This is a genomic window from Reyranella sp., assembly GCF_004297265.1.
GTDB lineage: Bacteria > Pseudomonadota > Alphaproteobacteria > Reyranellales > Reyranellaceae > Reyranella.
Genome location: NZ_SCUT01000003.1, coordinates 112,178 through 128,248 on the forward strand (window position 1 = coordinate 112,178; position 16,071 = coordinate 128,248).

At 65.6% G+C, this 16,071-nt stretch carries 20 protein-coding genes; 15 read left to right on the plus strand and 5 right to left on the minus strand.

Annotation, left to right across the window (positions count from 1 at the left end; genetic code table 11):
* Positions 1-194 precede the first annotated feature (194 nt).
* From EPO41_RS00795 to EPO41_RS00825, 7 genes are all read left to right on the plus strand, one after another.
* Positions 195-1,343 (plus strand): ABC transporter permease, encoded by a 1,149-nt coding sequence (locus tag EPO41_RS00795; RefSeq protein ID WP_296319539.1) that lies wholly within the window; start codon positions 195-197, stop codon positions 1,341-1,343.
* Between the two features lie 70 nt (positions 1,344-1,413).
* Complete coding sequence (locus tag EPO41_RS00800; RefSeq protein WP_296319237.1) at positions 1,414-2,337, plus strand: DMT family transporter; 924 nt, start codon at positions 1,414-1,416, stop codon at positions 2,335-2,337.
* Positions 2,334-3,104, plus strand: coding sequence for an SDR family oxidoreductase (locus tag EPO41_RS00805; RefSeq protein ID WP_296319239.1), 771 nt, complete (start codon positions 2,334-2,336; stop codon positions 3,102-3,104). Before EPO41_RS00800 ends, EPO41_RS00805 begins: the two co-directional genes overlap by 4 nt.
* A complete protein-coding gene (locus EPO41_RS00810; RefSeq protein ID WP_296319241.1) occupies positions 3,101-3,412 on the plus strand; it encodes a hypothetical protein in 312 nt (103 codons plus the stop codon). Before EPO41_RS00805 ends, EPO41_RS00810 begins: the two co-directional genes overlap by 4 nt.
* Positions 3,413-3,421: 9 nt before the next feature.
* Entirely contained in the window at positions 3,422-4,216 is a 795-nt protein-coding gene (pcaD, locus tag EPO41_RS00815; protein WP_296319243.1) for a 3-oxoadipate enol-lactonase, read from the plus strand.
* A 10-nt stretch (positions 4,217-4,226) separates the two neighbouring features.
* Positions 4,227-5,393, plus strand: a complete 1,167-nt coding sequence (locus EPO41_RS00820) for an acyl-CoA dehydrogenase family protein (RefSeq protein WP_296319245.1) — start codon at positions 4,227-4,229, stop codon at positions 5,391-5,393.
* A gap of 126 nt (positions 5,394-5,519) precedes the next feature.
* Positions 5,520-5,903: a hypothetical protein gene (locus tag EPO41_RS00825; RefSeq protein ID WP_296319247.1), complete on the plus strand. Its 384-nt coding sequence runs from the start codon at positions 5,520-5,522 to the stop codon at positions 5,901-5,903.
* Here EPO41_RS00825 and EPO41_RS00830 read toward each other — a convergent pair whose 3' ends face one another.
* Together EPO41_RS00830 and EPO41_RS00835 are read right to left on the minus strand one after the other, a co-directional pair.
* Entirely contained in the window at positions 5,904-6,446 is a 543-nt protein-coding gene (locus EPO41_RS00830; protein ID WP_296319249.1) for an SRPBCC family protein, read from the minus strand.
* Positions 6,443-6,745, minus strand: coding sequence for a helix-turn-helix domain-containing protein (locus tag EPO41_RS00835; RefSeq protein WP_363246940.1), 303 nt, complete (start codon positions 6,743-6,745; stop codon positions 6,443-6,445). The genes EPO41_RS00830 and EPO41_RS00835 overlap by 4 nt, the downstream gene beginning before the upstream one ends.
* A gap of 128 nt (positions 6,746-6,873) precedes the next feature.
* Here EPO41_RS00835 and EPO41_RS00840 point away from each other — a divergent pair, with 128 nt between their 5' ends.
* Positions 6,874-7,281 (plus strand): hypothetical protein, encoded by a 408-nt coding sequence (locus tag EPO41_RS00840; RefSeq protein ID WP_296319251.1) that lies wholly within the window; start codon positions 6,874-6,876, stop codon positions 7,279-7,281.
* Here EPO41_RS00840 and EPO41_RS00845 read toward each other — a convergent pair whose 3' ends face one another.
* Positions 7,282-7,701: a VOC family protein gene (locus EPO41_RS00845; protein WP_296319540.1), complete on the minus strand. Its 420-nt coding sequence runs from the start codon at positions 7,699-7,701 to the stop codon at positions 7,282-7,284. It lies immediately after the preceding gene.
* A 91-nt stretch (positions 7,702-7,792) separates the two neighbouring features.
* On the opposite strand from EPO41_RS00845, the gene EPO41_RS00850 reads away from it, so the two are divergent.
* From EPO41_RS00850 to EPO41_RS00865, 4 genes are read left to right on the plus strand one after another with little or no spacing between them, the layout of a single operon-like run.
* Positions 7,793-8,935 carry an alpha/beta hydrolase gene (locus tag EPO41_RS00850; RefSeq protein WP_296319253.1) on the plus strand — a complete coding sequence of 381 codons (1,143 nt, stop codon included), beginning with the start codon at positions 7,793-7,795 and terminating at the stop codon, positions 8,933-8,935.
* Positions 8,932-9,423: a GNAT family N-acetyltransferase gene (locus EPO41_RS00855; RefSeq protein ID WP_296319542.1), complete on the plus strand. Its 492-nt coding sequence runs from the start codon at positions 8,932-8,934 to the stop codon at positions 9,421-9,423. Before EPO41_RS00850 ends, EPO41_RS00855 begins: the two co-directional genes overlap by 4 nt.
* 17 nt (positions 9,424-9,440) lie before the next feature.
* Complete coding sequence (locus tag EPO41_RS00860; protein ID WP_296319255.1) at positions 9,441-10,487, plus strand: MBL fold metallo-hydrolase; 1,047 nt, start codon at positions 9,441-9,443, stop codon at positions 10,485-10,487.
* Entirely contained in the window at positions 10,484-12,001 is a 1,518-nt protein-coding gene (locus tag EPO41_RS00865) for an MFS transporter (RefSeq protein ID WP_296319257.1), read from the plus strand. The genes EPO41_RS00860 and EPO41_RS00865 overlap by 4 nt, the downstream gene beginning before the upstream one ends.
* 141 nt (positions 12,002-12,142) lie before the next feature.
* On the opposite strand, the gene wrbA is transcribed toward EPO41_RS00865, so the two are convergent.
* Together wrbA and EPO41_RS00875 are read right to left on the minus strand one after the other, a co-directional pair.
* Positions 12,143-12,742: an NAD(P)H:quinone oxidoreductase gene (wrbA, locus tag EPO41_RS00870; protein ID WP_296319258.1), complete on the minus strand. Its 600-nt coding sequence runs from the start codon at positions 12,740-12,742 to the stop codon at positions 12,143-12,145.
* A gap of 51 nt (positions 12,743-12,793) precedes the next feature.
* Positions 12,794-13,663, minus strand: coding sequence for a pirin family protein (locus EPO41_RS00875; protein WP_296319259.1), 870 nt, complete (start codon positions 13,661-13,663; stop codon positions 12,794-12,796).
* A gap of 91 nt (positions 13,664-13,754) precedes the next feature.
* Between EPO41_RS00875 and EPO41_RS00880 the strand changes: the two genes are divergently transcribed.
* Genes EPO41_RS00880 through EPO41_RS00890 form a run of 3 tightly spaced genes read left to right on the plus strand, consistent with a single transcriptional unit; the run spans position 13,755 to position 16,052 of the window.
* Positions 13,755-14,648: a LysR family transcriptional regulator gene (locus EPO41_RS00880; RefSeq protein WP_296319260.1), complete on the plus strand. Its 894-nt coding sequence runs from the start codon at positions 13,755-13,757 to the stop codon at positions 14,646-14,648.
* Positions 14,649-14,689: 41 nt separating this feature from the next.
* Positions 14,690-15,595: a DMT family transporter gene (locus tag EPO41_RS00885; RefSeq protein ID WP_296319262.1), complete on the plus strand. Its 906-nt coding sequence runs from the start codon at positions 14,690-14,692 to the stop codon at positions 15,593-15,595.
* A gap of 1 nt (position 15,596) precedes the next feature.
* Positions 15,597-16,052, plus strand: coding sequence for a CreA family protein (locus tag EPO41_RS00890; protein ID WP_296319264.1), 456 nt, complete (start codon positions 15,597-15,599; stop codon positions 16,050-16,052).
* Positions 16,053-16,071: the final 19 nt, after the last annotated feature.

Consider the following 16,071-nt stretch of genomic DNA (forward strand, 5'->3'; position numbering starts at 1 on the left):
CGCCCGCGCGGCGGGGGGAGAGGGAGGGGACCCACGCGTAGCGTGGGGAGGGTGAGGTGGGTCAAACGCCGTCGCTTCCATCCGACGGTCTCGCCTGCCATCGACACCACCTCACCTTCCCATTGCTTCGCAATGGGCCCCTTCCTCTCCCCCACTTCGTGGCGGAGAGGAGTCCTGACTGCGAGAGGTTGGTGATGCGCTGGTTCCAGACGCGCCGCGGCTTCCTGCGGCGGCTCGGGGCCATGATCGTGAAGGAGGTGCTGCAGCTTCGGCGCGACAGACTGACCTTTGCCATGATGTTCGGCATGCCGATCGTCCAGCTCCTGCTGTTCGGCTATGCCATCGACGCCGACCCGCATCATCTTCCGACCGCCGTCATCTCGGCCGACCAGAGTCAGATCACACGCACCGTGCTGTCGGCGCTTAACAACACCGGTTACATGCGCTTCACGCATCATCCCTCGAGCGAAGAGGAGGCCAACGCGCTGCTACAGCGGGGCGAGGTGCAGTTCGTGGTCACCATCCCGTCCGATTTCACGCGCCGCCTGGTGCGCGGTGAGCGGGCGCAGATCCTGATCGACGCCGATGCCACCGATCCGATGGCGGCCGCCAACCCGCTGGCCGCGGCCGGGCCGTCGATCGCCCAGGCGCTCGCCCGCGATTTCGTGGGACCGCTGGCCGGCCTGCGCGACAAGCCCGATTCCGTCGAGGTGGTGGTGCAGCGCCGCTACAATCCGGAAGGCAAGTCGCGGCTCAACATCGTGCCCGGCCTGCTGGCGGTGATCCTCACCATGACCATGGTGATGATGACGGCACTCGCCGTCACTCGGGAACGCGAGCGCGGCACCATGGAGAACCTGCTCGCCATGCCGGTACGGCCGGTCGAGGTCATGATCGGCAAGATCATGCCCTATATCGTCATCGGTGCCGTGCAGGTGACCGTCATCCTGCTGGTTTCGCGGGTACTGTTCGACGTCGCCATCCAGGGCAGCGTGTTCCTGCTGGCGACCGGCACGGCGCTGTTCATCACCGTGAACCTCGCCATCGGCTTCACCATCTCGACGCTGACGCAGAACCAGCTGCAGGCCATGCAGGCATCCTTCTTCATGATGCTGCCGTCGATCCTGCTCTCCGGCTTCATGTTCCCCTTCCGCGGCATGCCCGTCTGGGCTCAATGGATCGGCGAGGCGCTGCCCGCCACTCATTTCATGCGGGTGGTCCGCGGAGTCATGCTGAAGGGTGCGGGCTTCGACGACATCTCGACCGAACTCGCCGCCCTCCTCGCCATGCTGCTGATCGTCTCGCTGGTCGCCGTGAGCCGATACAAGGTGACATTGGATTAGTTCCTTGAGGGGCTGACCTGCGAAAGCAGTGCCTTGACCGGAGTCGCATCTCGGCCTCCTCTGCCTGCGAATGTCCGCACCCGCCATCGACACAAACGATACGCTGTCCCGCCTGATCCCGTCGCGTACGGCGCGCGGCTTCTTCCTGGCCGTGCTATCGGGCCTCTTCTTCAACTTTCTGAACGCTTCGGTGAAGGAGCTGGCGAGCGAGATGCCGCCGCTCTACGTCGCCTGGGGCCGGTGGGTGGCCGGCGTCGCGCTGATCGCGCCCTACCTCTTCTGGCGGGCCGGCCTCGCCGGCATGAAGACCCAGGACCTGAAGCTCCACTGCTTCCGCGGCGTCTTCCACACGTCGGGCTATGCGCTGTGGTACGAGGCCGTGGTCTGGCTGCCGCTCGCCACCATGGCGGCGCTGGGCTTCACCGGGCCGATCTTCGTCACCCTGGGCGCCGTCATCTTCCTGCGCGAGACCGTGCACTGGCGGCGCTGGCTGGCGGTCGGCATCGGCTTCGCCGGCATGCTGATCATCGTGCGGCCGGGCCTCGTCACCGTGAACCCCGGCATCGTCATGATGCTCTGCGCCGTGCCGCTGATCGCCGGCTCCAACCTCGTGGCCAAGGTCGTGTCGGGCCGCGACAAACCGGCCGTTGTCGTGCTGTGGCAGAGCGTGATCGGCGCGATCTGCTTCACGCCGCTCGGCCTGTGGTTCTGGCAGACACCGACCCCCGACCAGCTCCTGCTGTTCCTGGCGGCGGGCTTCTTCGGGACGATGGGCTACTTCTTCATCACCTGGGCCTATCGCCTGCTCGACATTTCCGCCCTGCAGTCCATCACCTTTCTCGGCATCGTCTGGGCCGCCTTGATGGACGTGGCGGTCTGGGGCAAGACCTCGGACATCTGGACCTTCGTGGGCGCCGCCATCATCGTGGCCTCCACGACCTACATCGCCCACCGCGAGGCAAGAGCGGGGGCCGCGGGAGGAAAGAAGAAATGACGGATCGTCTGGCCGGCAAGGTTGCGCTCATCACCGGCGGCGCCTCGGGCCTCGGCGCCAATGCCGCCGAACTGATGGCCAAGGAAGGCGCCAAGGTAGTCATCGCCGATGTCGCGGCCGATCGCGGCAAGGCGGTCGCCGACCGGTTGGGCTCCGCCGGCCATTTCGTGAAGCTCGACGTGACCAGCGAGGACAACTGGAAGGCCGCCATCCAGGAGACCGTCGACAAGTTCGGCGCCCTCCACGTGCTGCTGAATTCGGCCGGCATCGGCCTCAGCAAGACGGTCGAGGAGATCGAGCTCGCGGAATGGCGCAAGGTCCACGCAATCGACCTCGACGGCGTGTTCCTGGGCTGCAAGCACGGCGTCGCCGAGATCAAGAAGCACACGGCCCGCCTCGGCGGCTCGGTTATCAACATCTCGTCGATCTCGGGCATCATCGCCGGCGCCAACATGGCGGCCTACAATTCGGCCAAGGCCGGCGTTCGCCTGCTCAGCAAGTCGGTTGCGCTGCACTGCGCCAAGTCCGGCTACAACATCCGCTGCAATTCGGTGCACCCGACCTTCATCGACACACCGATCCTCGACAAGTATCGCGACCGCTTCGGCCAGGACCTGATGCAGCAGAAGCTCGGCAAGCAGGTCCCGATCGGCCGCCTCGGCCGCCCTGAGGAAGTGGGTTGGGCCCTTGTCTTCCTCGCTTCCGACGAATCGAGCTTCATGACCGGCTCGGAAGTGATCATCGACGGCGGCATCTCGGCGATGTGACGATGAAGCCGGGCGAGCCGATCTCACTCAGAGAACTGGTCGATCCAAAGCCGACGTCCCGCGCAGAGATGGTGGCACTTGTGCCGCCACCCGCCATGAAAGAAGTAGACGCTCCACAACTCGAGGATCATGCGATTGAAGTCCAGGGCTTCCCGGGGCGCACCCTCGATGGCACGGGCATCATGGAGCCTGCTTCCGCAAACGCGCGGCTGCCGCGCTGGGTTCGCGTCACGATGTTTGTTTTTTCTGCCGTTAATGTCTTGCTGTTGATTTACTGGCTTTTCATACAATTCGCGCCAACACGTTGAGGCCCACTCATGCTTCTCAATCTCGACGGACGTAAGATCTACTTCGACCTGGCCGGGCCGCAGAACGCGCCGACGGTCTGCTTCACCCATTCGCTGGCGGCCGATGGCGGCATGTGGACCGAACAGCTCGTGCCGCTGCTTGCCGCTGGCTATCGCGTGTTGCGTCTCGACATGCGCGGACATGGCGGCAGCCAGCCGGTCGAAGGCGACTACACGATGGACCAGCTCGCGGGCGACGTGAAGGGCGCGCTCGACGTGCTGGGCATCTGGAAGGTCCATTACATCGGCCTGTCGATCGGCGGCATGATCGGCCAGGGTTTCGCGCTCAGTTACCCCGAGCGGCTGCAATCGCTGACCCTGTGCGACACGCACCCCTCTTCGCCCGACGATTCGGCCGGCCTGTGGGACCAGCGCAAGGCGGCGGTCCGCGCGGGCGGCGTCAAGGCGCTGGCCGACAGCAACATGGAGCGGTGGTTCACGCCGGAATTCAAGGAGGCCAATCCGACACGGTGGAAAGAGATCCATTCAACGATCTGCGGCACGTCGGACGCCGGCTTCCTGGGCTGCGCCGCCGCCATCCAGAACTTCGACTATCTCGACCGGCTGCCCACCATAAAGGTCCCGACCCTGGTGATCTGCGGCGACGAGGATCCGGCAACGCCGCCCGACCGCAACAAGCTGATCGCGTCGAAGATCCCCGGCGCGCGCTACGAGGACATCGCCAAGGCCCGCCACCTGCCAAACGTCGAGCGGCCCGATCCGTTCAACCGGCTCATGATGAGCTTCCTCGGCCTCAATCGTTAGGACACTACCAATGGATTTCGCCTTCTCCGAAGACCAGCTCGCCATCAAGGACAGCGTCGCCAAGCTGTGCGCCGGCTTCGACGACAAATACTGGCTGAAGAAGGACAAGGACGGCGGCTTCCCGGAGGATTTCTACCGGACGATGGCCGATGCCGGATGGCTGGGTATCGCCATGCCCGAGGAGTTCGGGGGCGCGGGTCTCGGCATCACCGAGGCGGCGATCATGATGCAGGCGGTGGCCGAGTCGGGCGCGGCCCTGCAGGGCGCCTCGGCGATCCATCTCAACGTGTTCGGGCCCAACCCGATCGTGGTGTTCGGTACGGAGGAGCAGAAGAAGCGAATCCTGCCCGACATCATCAAGGGCAAGGTGAAGGGCTGCTTCGCCGTCACCGAGCCCGATGCCGGCCTTAACACCACGGCGCTCGAGACCAAGGCCGAGCGCGACGGCAACGGCTACGTTGTCCACGGCAAGAAGACCTGGACCACGACGGCGCAGGTCGCCGACAAGATGCTGCTGATCGCCCGCACCACGCCGAAGGAAAAGTGCAAGCGGCCGACCGACGGGCTGTCGCTGTTCTACACCGACTTCGACCGCAGCAGGATCGAGGTGCGCGAGATCGAGAAGATGGGCCGCAAGGCCATCGACACCAACCAGGTGTTCATCGACGGGCTGAAAGTGCCGCTCGAGGATCGCATCGGCGAGGAGGGCAAGGGCTTCCACTATCTGCTGCACGGGCTGAACCCCGAGCGCATCCTGATCGCCGCCGAAGCGATCGGCATCGGCAAGGCCGCGCTCGCCCGTGCCACGCAATATGCAAAGGAGAGGGTCGTGTTCGGCCGTCCGATCGGCAAGAACCAGGCGATCCAGCACCCGTTGGCCGAGAGCTGGATGCAGCTCGAGGCGGCCAACCTGCTCGCCTTCAAGGCGGCCTGGCTGTACGACAACGGCAAGGACTGCGGCGCCGAGGCCAATTCGGCCAAGTATCTCGGTGCCCGTTCCGCCTACGATGCCTGCGAACGCGCCATCCTGACCCATGGCGGCTACGGTTACGCCAAGGAGTTCCACGTGGAGCGCTTCCTGCGCGAGGTCATGATCGCGCGCATCGCGCCGGTCAGCGAGCAGCTGGTCCTCTGCTACGTGGCGGAGCGGGTGTTGGGACTGCCGAAGAGCTACTGACCGGCGTCCGATTGAGGCGGAAAAGGGGCAAGCACAGACGATTGTATCGTTTGTATCAGCAACCCCTTGGCGATTCAGGGCGTTTGTTCAGTACCTGATCGCAACCAACTCAACGGGAGCCGAACAATGACCCGCAACCAGCTGCACGCCGGCCTGGCGCTGGGAAGCGTGTTCCTCATGGCGGGGATCGTGACCTTCGCCCCGCCGATCCCGCCCGCCTCGGCCCAGAGCCAGGCTGAGCGCATCTGCCGGGAGCAGGGCATCACCTCCAGGACCGAAGGCTATGAATATTGCCTGTCCCAGGCCACGCGCGCCCTCGAATGGGGCAAGCCCGAGATCGCCTATACGATGGCGCGGGTGACTGCCAACGCCCGGGATTCGTGCCTCGAGTACGGCCTGTCGCCCGCCACCTCCGGCTACAAGAGCTGCATGGAGCGCGAGACCCATGCCCGTCGCCTGCTCGTCTTCACGGACGAGCCGCAGTACGACAAGGACATCGCCCATCAATAGTCACGGTTTGGGGTAGAGCTTCTCGTATTCGCCCTCGATATCGCCGAACACCGACCAGAACGCAGGCGGTGTTCGCCCGTTGGCCCGCTCGACCAGTATGTCGAGATGTGTGTGCCAACCGCCGCTCACCATGACCATCTCGTTGCGGCTTGCCAGCCTGCGATGCGTGACCGTGAGAAGCACCCGAGAACCTTGTGGATTCAGTTCGAAGGTGACTTCGGAGTCGGGCGACCAGGTGAAAGCCAGGAGATAGGGCGCTTCGATACGTGTAATAGTGTGCTCGCTGGTCGGAGGCTTGGCGTCGATGTCCCTGTACTTGGCGGGCGCAGGCGCCTTGTGAGGTGAGAGTTCGGTGTGACGAAAAGTGAACCGGGCCTTGCCGCCGACTTTCAAGTCCATGGGGCCTGAGGCCAGCCATTCGCCGCGCTTCCCGGAATCCGTGAGGAATTCCCAGACGGTCTCGATCGGACCGGGTAGCAGGCGTTCGAAACGGACCTCGGCGGGTGCAACGATACGGCCGTAGTTCTTGGTCGGGGCGATCATGCGCGGCTCCTCTTCTTTCGGGCGTGCTTGAGCAATGCGGTTTCGAGAGCGTCGAGGCGCCCCGTCCAGAAGCGCTGGTAATAGGCGATCCAGCGGTCGGCCTCGGCGAGCGGACCGGCCTCGATGCGACAGCGATGGGTGCGCCCCTCGATCGTCCGCTTCAGAAGGCCCGCTCCCTCCAGCACCTTCACGTGCTTGGCGACGGCGGCGAAGGACATGTCGAACGGCTCGGCGAGTTCGCCGACGCTGTGGGATCGGCCAGGGCGTGAAAGATGCGATCGAGATCGCCGGTTTTCAATTCAACCATATGGTTGAACGTATCTGGTCTGACGATGTCATTCAACCATGTGGTTGAAATATGCCGCCAGCCCTTCCGGGCAACTGGTCCACGCCGGCGGGCGTTCCTTCGGCAGCAACGGAGGATGTCATGAATCGCCTTAACACGATCTTCATCGCCGTCGGTGCCGCCGCAGCTTTCGCGCCCCCGGGGCAAGCGCAGTCTGGCCATGCTCTCGCCGTGGCCGAGCAAGCCTGCCTGGGCAAGCACATCAAGCCGTACACCAACGCCTTCAACATCTGTGTCAACGACACGGCGCGCGCGTACGATTATGGCGAGTTGCTGACAGCGCGGGATACCTGTCTCTCCTGCGGCCTCAATCCGCAGACGCTGAGCTATCGTCAGTGCGTCGCCGACAAGCAGGCTCGCGCCCCGGTCGTCGTGACCACGGCGCCGCGGACCACGCTCGTGCAGACCTATCGCGTGCACCCCGACCCCACGGACCCGCAATACCATGAGGAGTACGTGGTGCCTTCGCGGGTGTCGTATCGGTATTAGTCAGGTCCCGAATCGGACATGACCTTCGGCATCGATCGGCCAGGCGGGATTCCATGCGATCTCCCAGGCATGATCATCGGGGTCGGCGACATACCCGCGAAAGCCGCCGTGAGGCGGCGCATCGGCCGGCCGCAGGAGATTGCCACCGGCCGATGCCAGCTGGTCAAGCAGCGGCTGGACCTCATCCTTGCTCGCAACGTTGTGAGCAAGGCTGAAGGCACCCGGCGTCTTGCCGCTCCGCCGTGAATCCTCGGCGAGCGCTGACGCGAGCCAGGTGGCCAGCATCAGTCCGTTCATCTGATAGAAGACGATCCCTTCCGCCTCGAAGACCGGCTTCCAGCCAAAGCCCCCGACATAGAAGCGCTTCGAACGCACGATATCGGCAACACCCAGCGTGATGACCGAGATTTGTTGCTGCATCATTCTCTCCTGTGGTCGCAGAGCGGACCAACCGCCGGACCCGTTAAAGACTGTCCTGCCATTTTAACCGAGGCCGGCGTAGGCTCGTCGCATGCAACCGCTTCCCGCTTCCGTCCTCCCCGCCGGCGTTCGCGCCCGCATCCTGCCCGGCATCAACGGTCTCGACATCCACGTGCTCGAAGCCGGCTTCGACAGAAAGGCGCCGGCCGTGATGCTGTTCCACGGCTTCCCCGAGATCGCCTACAGCTGGCGCAAGGTTCTGCCCGCACTGGCCGAGGCAGGCTATCACGCCATCGCGCCGGACCTGCGCGGCTATGGCCGCACCACGGGCTGGAGCGCCGACTTCGACGCCGACCAGATCGGCTTCCGTTTCACCAACCTGCTGCGCGACGCCATCGGCGTGCTCTATGCGTTGGGCCATCGCACCGCCGAAGCCGCGGTAGGGCACGATTTCGGCTCGTCGGTCGCTTCGTATGCCTCGCTGGCGCGGCCCGACATCTTCAGGCGCATGGTGCTGATGAGCGCCCCCTTCCCGGGCCCGGCCGCCGTGCCCTTCGACACCGCCGGAAAACCTGCGCCGGCCAAGGCGCCGGACGTTCATGCCGCGCTGGCGTCGCTGCCGCGCCCGCGCAAGCACTACCAATGGTATCAGTCGACGCGCGAAGCCAATGAGGAGCAGTGGCACGCCAAGCAGGGCCTGCACAATTTCCTGCGCGCCTACTATCACTACAAGAGCGCCGACTGGAAGGCGAACAAGCCCTACGAGCTCAAGGGTTGGACCGCCGAGGAACTGGCGAAGATGCCGACCTACTACATCATGGACCTGGCGGAAGGCATGGCCGAGACGGTCGCCAAGCAGATGCCGACGGCCGAGGAGATCGCAGCCGCCAGGTGGCTCACCGACGACGAGCTCGCGGTCTATGCAGGGGAGTACGAGCGCACCGGCTTCCAGGGCGGTCTCAACTGGTACCGTGCCCGCACCAGCGGGCGCGTTACGCCCGAACTCGAGATCTTCACCGGCCGCACCATCGACCAGCCTTCGACCTTCATCTCGGGCAAGAGCGACTGGGGCAACTACCAGTCGCCGGGCGCGCTGGAGAAGATGCAGAAGCGCGCCTGCACCAAGATGAAGGAAATCCACATGGTCGAAGGCGCCGGCCACTGGGTGCAGCAGGAGCAGGCCGCCGAAGTGAGCCGCCTGCTGATCAAGTTCCTCAAGGAGACGATAGCCTGACCGATCTGGCCAGCGTTTCAGCCGGCGAGGAGGCCGCCCTCCTCGCCCTCAACAACGAACATGCCGTCGAACTGTCCTGGCTCGACGCCGCGAGGCTGCGGCATCTCCTCGGTCAGGCCTTCCACGTCCGCCGCGCCGGCAATGTCGCCGCATTCCTCCTGGCCTTCGACCAGGACGCCGACTATGACAGCCCGAACTACCTCTGGTTCCGCGAACGCTATCCACGCTTCGTCTATGTCGACCGCATCGTCGTCGCTGCGGCGATGCGCAAGCGCGGCCTGGCGAACCGCCTGTACGAAGACCTGTTTCGTGCGGCCCGCGTCGCCGGCCACGAGCAGGTCGTCTGCGAGGTCAATTCCGATCCGCCCAATCCGGCCTCGGATGCGTTTCATGCGGCCCTGGGCTTCGTCGAAGTCGGACATGCATCCATCCATGGTGGAGCCAAGACCGTCCGTTATCTCGCCCGTTCCCTACTTCCGGCACCCTGACACAGGAGGCGTCTCGCATGCCCGACCTCGCCGCCGTCGATTCACTGATCGTCGATGTCATCACCGACAATATGAGCGACACCTATGCGAGCAAACCCACGTTCGCCGTGTCGGAGATGGCCAACATCCTGAAGGCGGGTGCAAAGGAGATTTCGGGAGAGACCCTGCTGGTGGCGAACCTCGGCTACGGGCTGCGCCTCAAGACGAAGGTCGGAGCGAAACAGCACACGCTGCTGTTCGACACCGGCACGGAAGGAGCGGCGTTCATTCGCAACTGCCGCAACATGGCGATCGATCTCGGCGAGGTCGAGGAGATCGCCGTCACCCACGGCCATTGGGATCACATGGGCGCGCTCTCCGCGGCGCTCGACGCCATCACCGCCCGCCGCGGTCGCGGCAGTGTGACGGTCAACGTCAATCCCGACATGTTCAACGAACGCGGCGTGCTGCTGCAGGACGGGACGATCTTTCCGGCCGCCCGCGTCCCCACGCCCGCGCAGATGGAGACCCAGGGCGCGCGGGTCGTCAACGACGGCAAGGCCCGCACCCTGCTCAACGGTCACTTCTACTACAGCGGCGAGATTCCCCGAGTCAGCGCCTTCGAGAAGGGCCGCGAGGACCATCTCTGCCGCAAGGACAATTCCGAGGAATGGCGGCCCGACCCGTTCCTGATGGACGAGCGCATGCTGATCGTGAACGTGCGCGATCTCGGCCTCGTCGTGTTCAGCGCCTGCTCGCATGCCGGCATCGTCAACGTCTGCACCGAGGCGAAGCGACTGTTTCCCGACACGCCGATCCATGCGGTCATGGGCGGTCTGCATCTGGGCGGCGTCATGGAGCATCTCATTCCGCAGACGGTCGAGGCGTTGAAGCCTTTCGATATCGCCTACATCATCACCGGCCACTGTACCGGCTGGCGGGCCCTGCACGCGCTGGCCAACGAATACGGCGATCGCGTGAGCCAGTCGGCCGTCGGCACGACCTATACGTTCGACGCCACCATCGCGCCGCCGCAGCGCGAGACCAGGGCGCCGACCACCTTCGAGACGAAGCCGACCTTTTGACCAATCCACCTCCCGGCCCCTTCTCCCTCGGCGCGCTGCGGGCCGCCGCCCTCGAAGGGCGGGAGCCGGCGCCGCTCGAGGCGGTCGCACGCCTGAAATCGTATCGCTGGTTCGTCGTCGGCACGGTCTGCATCGGCGCCGTCATGGGGCAGGTCGATGCCAGCATGACCCAGGTGCTGCTGCCGCGACTCGAGGTCGAGTTCGGGGCCCGCCTCAGCAGCGTGAGCTGGGTGGCCGTGGCCTATCTGCTGGCGCTCGCGTCGTTCATGCCGATCTTCGGACGGCTGGCGGACATGTTCGGCCGCAAGCTGCTCTATACCGCGGGCTTTCTGCTGTTCATCGCGGGCTCCGCCTTGTGCGGCTATGCGACGAGCCTGCCCTGGCTGATCTTCTTCCGCGTCCTGCAAGCGATCGGCGGCGCACTCATCACCTCGAACAGCGTCGCCATCGTCGTGAAGATCATGGGCCCCGAGGAACGCGGCCGCGGCCTTGGCCTGCAGTCGGCGGCGCAGGCGGTCGGTCTCGGCGCCGGACCGGCGATCGGCGGTTTCATCCTCGACACGCTGGGCTGGCAGTGGGCCTTCTGGATCAACGTGCCGCTCGGCATCGCCGGCGCGATCATCGGCTGGTTCGTCCTGCCCCAGACCGGAAACCCATCCAGGCACGAGCGCTTCGACTGGCGCGGCGCGATCCTGATCGCACCGGCGCTGACGGGCTTCGTCGCGGTGTTGAACGAGGTGCATGCGCTGGGGCCGACGTCGCCGATCCTGATCGCCTGCCTCCTGGTCGGCATCGTCTGCGCGACGCTGTTCGTGCGCACCGAGCATCGCACCTCGGCGCCGCTGCTCGACCTCAAGTTGCTCGCCAAGCCCGCCTTCCTGCTGGGCAACACGGCGAACTTCCTGTCCTACGCCACCTTGTTCGGCGTGTTCTTCCTCGTTCCCTTCGCGCTTGTGCGCATCTATCAGGATACGGCCCTCGCCGCGGGCCTGCGATTGTCGATCCTGCCGGTGATGCTGGGGCTGGTCGCGCCAGTGGGCGGCATGCTTTACGACCGGGTCGGCCCACGCCTGCCGACCTGCTTCGGGATGCTGGTCTGCCTCGCAGGCCTCGCGATCCTCTATCGGTTCCTCGATGGCAATCCGGCCAATCTCTGGCTGGTGACCTTGTCCCTCGCCGTGATCGGCGTCGGGCAGGGCCTGTTCATCTCGCCCAACAGCAGCGCCATCATGTCGACCGCGCCGGCGGACGAGACCGGCCAGGCAGGAAGCGTGCTGAACGTCATGCGAATGCTCGGCATGAGCACCGGCATCGCCGGCGCCTCGACTCTTCTCGCGCTGTCCCTCGGCGGCGACAGCGGCAGTACGCTCGACATTCCTGTGGCAACGCTCGTCACCGCCAGCCGCGACGTCATCGTTCTGCTGGTGTGTCTGGCCGGCCTGGCCGGCCTGATCTCACTGATCCGGCCACGCGGCGGCCAAGGACCCGGATCACGCGCACCGGTCGATCTTTAGCGCAGGACGCATCAATGGAGCGCGCAACTCCAGTTGCGCTCAAGCTTCGTCCATCGACAAGACATGAGCGCAACTGGAGTTGCGCGCTCCAATGAGCAAGAGCCGGCGTCGCGGATGCGACGCCGGCATCGATCCCGGTGATCAGGCGGCGAGCTTCTTCGCCGTCTCCGCGATCTTGCGGCCCTGGTAGCGGGCGCCGACCAGCTCGTTCTCGGACGGCTGGCGCTGGCCGGTGCCGCCGGCGATCGTGGTGGCACCATAGGGGCTGCCGCCGGTGATCTCGTCGATCGTCATCTGGCCGGCATGGCCATAGTCGAGGCCGACCACCACCATGCCGAAGTGCAGCAGGTTGGTGATGATGGAGAACAGCGTCGTCTCCTGGCCGCCATGCTGGGTGGCCGTCGAAGTGAAGGCGCCGCCGACCTTGCCGTTCAGCGCGCCCTTCGCCCACAGGCCACCGGCCTGGTCGAGGAAGCTCGCCATCTGCGAGGACATGCGGCCGAAGCGTGTGCCAGTGCCGACGATCACCGCATCGTAGTCGGCGAGATCCTCGACCTTGGCGACCGGGGCCTTCTGGTCGAGCTTGAAGTGCGCCGCCTTGGCCGCCGCTTCCGGCACCGTCTCGGGCACGCGCTTGATGTCGACCTGGGCACCGGCTTCGCGGGCGCCGGCGGCGACGGCTTCGGCCATCGTCTCGATGTGGCCGTAGGTCGAATAGTAGAGAACGAGAACCTTGGTCATTTCAGTCTCCAGTCGTCGGTTGAGGTTGAAGGGTTGAGGGAAAGAGAAGCGTCAGGCGGGGACTTGGCCCATGCGGCCGGCGTGGTAGTCGCGGACCGCGCGTTCGAGCTCGTCGATCGAATTCATCACGAAGGGACCGTGACGCAGGATCGGCGCATCGAGCGGATCGCCGCCGACCAACAGGACCTCGCTGTCCGCGACTGCCACGACGTCGAGAGAATCGCCCGCCGTCAGGCGCGCGAGCTGGCCCGCCTCGATTCGCCGCTCGTCACCGTCGACACGCACGGCGCCCACCATCACATAGAGCCCAAGTTCGGCCGGGCTGCTCGCCGGAAGCTCCGCGCGGGCCCCGGCCTTCAGTGAAGCATGCACGACGAAGGGAGCCCCGGACGTCGCGATCGGTCCCTTGAGATCGCCCAGGCTGCCGGCCACCAGCCGCGCCACAACTCGACCCTCGTCCGCCGTGATCGTGGGTATCTCCGACGCCTTCACGTGGCGATAGGCCGGTTCCGCATGCTTCCCGCCCTTGGGCATGTTGATCCAGAGCTGGACGCCGTGGACATGTCCGCCCTCGCGGCGAAGCTGCTCGTCGGGGCTCTCGTCGTGGACCACGCCGCGCCCGGCGCGCATCCACTGGACCTCGCCCGGCCGCATGCTGCTGACATTGCCGAGACTGTCCTTGTGCGTCTGGCTGCCTTCCAGCAGCAGGGTCAGCGTCTCGATGCCGGCATGCGGATGTGCCGAGGCGCCCTTGGCCTCGCCCGGCCGGACATCGATCGGGCCGAACTGGTCGAGGAAGATGAACGGGCCGATCGCCTCGTAGGCGTTCGACGGAATGGCACGGCGCACTTCGAACCCGTCGCCTTCGAGGGTCCGGAATGCCTCATGGATGGAAACGAGCTGGCGCTTGTTGCTGTTCATTGCCGCCTCCTTGGGTGCGACGACTATGTAGAGGCTGCGCTTTTTCCTGAAAATCCGTATAATTCTGAACAATCTTTTCAATTTTTTAGAAATGCCTACGACACCCGGTACACCTTCCTTCGCCCAGCTTCAGGTCCTGCTCGCGGTGGCCGATGCGGGCAGCTTCGCCGCCGCCGCCCGCCGCCTGAACCGCGCGACCTCGGCGATCACCTACGCCATCGACAATCTCGAGGCGCAGCTCGGCCTGCCTCTGTTCGACCGGGTTGCCACCCGCAAGCCCGAGCTGACGCAGGCTGGGCGGGCAGTGCTGGCCGAGGCCCGCGCCGTAACGCACGGCGTCGACATGCTGCGCGCCAAGGTGAAGGGACTGCTCGAAGGGCTGGAGGCGGAAGTGTCGCTGGCCGTCGACGTCATGCTGCCGACCGCCCGGCTGGTCGATGCGCTGCAGGGCTTCCAGACGACCTTCCCGACCGTCCAGTTGCGGCTTCACGTCGAAACACTGGGCGCCGTCACACAGCTCGTGCTCGACGGCACCGCGAACATCGGTGTGAGCGGACCGAACATTGCCGCGGAGGGGACCGAGAGCATCGCCATCGGCGGCGTCCAGCTCGTGCCCGTCGCCGCGCCCTTCCATCCCCTCGCCCGTCTCGGCGGACAGGCCCGCGGATCAGCGCGCGAGCATATCCAGCTCGTGCTCACCGATCGATCGAAGCTGACCGAAGGCCAGGATTTCGGCGTGGTCGGTCCCAAGACCTGGCGGCTGGCCGACCTTGGCGCCAAGCATGCACTGCTGCTGGCCGGCGTCGGCTGGGGCAGCATGCCGGCGCCGATGGTCAGGGGCGACATCGAGGCGGGCCGCCTCGTCGAACTCGATCTCGCCGACTGGTGGGCAGCGATCTATCCGATGCACGTCCTGCATCGCATCGACAGCCCGCCCGGCCCCGCCGCGCAATGGCTGATCGAGCGGTTCAAGAGTCAGGTATGACGACGGCACTGCGTCCAACCGTACCGTGGTAGAACCCCAACGTGTCGTTCTTCACCCGCCGTCGCATCGCCTGGGCGCTGCTGCTGCTCACGCCCGCGATGTTCTCCGTGAACATGCTGGGCGCGCGCTATGCCACGTTCGTGCCGCCGAATGCGTTGGCGCTGGGCCGGTGGTTCTTCGTCGCCCTGCTGCTGCTGCCCTTCGTCTGGCCTCGTCTGGTGCGCCATCGCCATGCGCTCGGTCGCGAATGGCGCGACCTGCTGGTGCTCGGCGCGATCGGCATGTGGATCTGCGGCGCCTGGGTCTATATCGGCGCGCGCTCGGTGCCGGCCCTCAACATCGGCCTGATCTATGCCGCTTCGCCCATTCTGGTCGTGGCGCTGGGCCGCCTGCTCTATGGCGAGCGGCTGACCACGGGCCGCATCGCCGGCATCGTCCTCTGTCTCGCCGGAGTCGCGGCGGTGTTCGCCAAGGGCCGGATCGACAACCTCCTGTCGGTGCAGTTCACCGAGGGCGATCTCTGGATTGCCGCCGCATCGGCCTGCTGGGGTCTCTATTCGGTGCTGCTGAAGGCCCGTCCTAGCACGCTCGATCCGTTGACGCGGCTCTGCGCCATCTCCTTCGCGGGCTCGCTCGTGCTCTTGCCGTTCACCCTGGGGGAGGCGCTGCTGTGGCAGGCACCGGACCTTGCCGACTGGCGCACCTGGCTCGCCTGGATCGTGCTGGCGATCATTCCCGGCGTCGGCGCCTACGGCGCCTTCGCCTACTGCGTGCGCGAGCTGGGACCGTCCGTCACCAGCGTGTCGATGTATCTCGGCCCGCTCTATGTCGGCATCCTCGCCTGGCTGATCCTGGGCGAAGCGCCGCAATGGTATCATTTGATGGGAACCCTGCTGGTGCTGCCCGGCTTGTTCCTTGCGACCCGTTCCGCCCCCAAGGGAGTCTGACATGATTCGCGCGATCCTCACCGTCCTCGCTCTGCTCGTCGCGCTCCCCGCCGCGGCAGAGGAAATCGGCTCGGTCGGCTATCGCTTCAAGTGGCTCGGTCCCAACGACAAGATCGTGATCGAGGCGTTCGACGACCCCGACCTCGCCGGCATCACCTGCTATCTCGCACGCGCCCGCACCGGCGGCCTCAAGGGGATGGTTGGCCTCGCCGAGGATCCGCCCTATGCCTCGATCTCCTGCCACCAGGTCGGGCCGATCGACGGCGACAAGGCCGAAAGACTCAAGAGCCCGCACGAAGTCTTCAGCGAGCGCGCTTCTCTGATCTTCAAGACCACCCAGGTCGTGCGCTTCTACGATCCCAAGCGCCGCGCCCTGATCTATCTCACCTATACCGATCGTGTGATCGAGGGCAGTCCCCAGAACTCGATCAGCGTCGTGCCCGTCGGCCTGCGCTGACTTCTCCCGGAGAGCAATG

Bases quoted from the DNA above. Each gene is read 5' to 3' on its own strand.
- pcaD (WP_296319243.1), top strand. From the start codon at position 3,422: ATGCTTCTCAATCTCGACGGACGTAAGATCTACTTCGACCTGGCCGGG.
- EPO41_RS00860 (WP_296319255.1), top strand. From the start codon at position 9,441: ATGCCCGACCTCGCCGCCGTCGATTCACTGATCGTCGATGTCATCACC.
- EPO41_RS00880 (WP_296319260.1), top strand. From the start codon at position 13,755: ATGCCTACGACACCCGGTACACCTTCCTTCGCCCAGCTTCAGGTCCTG.
- wrbA (WP_296319258.1), bottom strand. From the start codon at position 12,742: ATGACCAAGGTTCTCGTTCTCTACTATTCGACCTACGGCCACATCGAG.
- EPO41_RS00795 (WP_296319539.1), top strand. From the start codon at position 195: ATGCGCTGGTTCCAGACGCGCCGCGGCTTCCTGCGGCGGCTCGGGGCC.
- EPO41_RS00890 (WP_296319264.1), top strand. From the start codon at position 15,597: ATGATTCGCGCGATCCTCACCGTCCTCGCTCTGCTCGTCGCGCTCCCC.
- EPO41_RS00845 (WP_296319540.1), bottom strand. From the start codon at position 7,701: ATGCAGCAACAAATCTCGGTCATCACGCTGGGTGTTGCCGATATCGTG.
- EPO41_RS00830 (WP_296319249.1), bottom strand. From the start codon at position 6,446: ATGATCGCCCCGACCAAGAACTACGGCCGTATCGTTGCACCCGCCGAG.
- EPO41_RS00820 (WP_296319245.1), top strand. From the start codon at position 4,227: ATGGATTTCGCCTTCTCCGAAGACCAGCTCGCCATCAAGGACAGCGTC.
- EPO41_RS00875 (WP_296319259.1), bottom strand. From the start codon at position 13,663: ATGAACAGCAACAAGCGCCAGCTCGTTTCCATCCATGAGGCATTCCGG.
- EPO41_RS00800 (WP_296319237.1), top strand. From the start codon at position 1,414: ATGTCCGCACCCGCCATCGACACAAACGATACGCTGTCCCGCCTGATC.
- EPO41_RS00850 (WP_296319253.1), top strand. From the start codon at position 7,793: ATGCAACCGCTTCCCGCTTCCGTCCTCCCCGCCGGCGTTCGCGCCCGC.
- EPO41_RS00840 (WP_296319251.1), top strand. From the start codon at position 6,874: ATGAATCGCCTTAACACGATCTTCATCGCCGTCGGTGCCGCCGCAGCT.
- EPO41_RS00825 (WP_296319247.1), top strand. From the start codon at position 5,520: ATGACCCGCAACCAGCTGCACGCCGGCCTGGCGCTGGGAAGCGTGTTC.
- EPO41_RS00805 (WP_296319239.1), top strand. From the start codon at position 2,334: ATGACGGATCGTCTGGCCGGCAAGGTTGCGCTCATCACCGGCGGCGCC.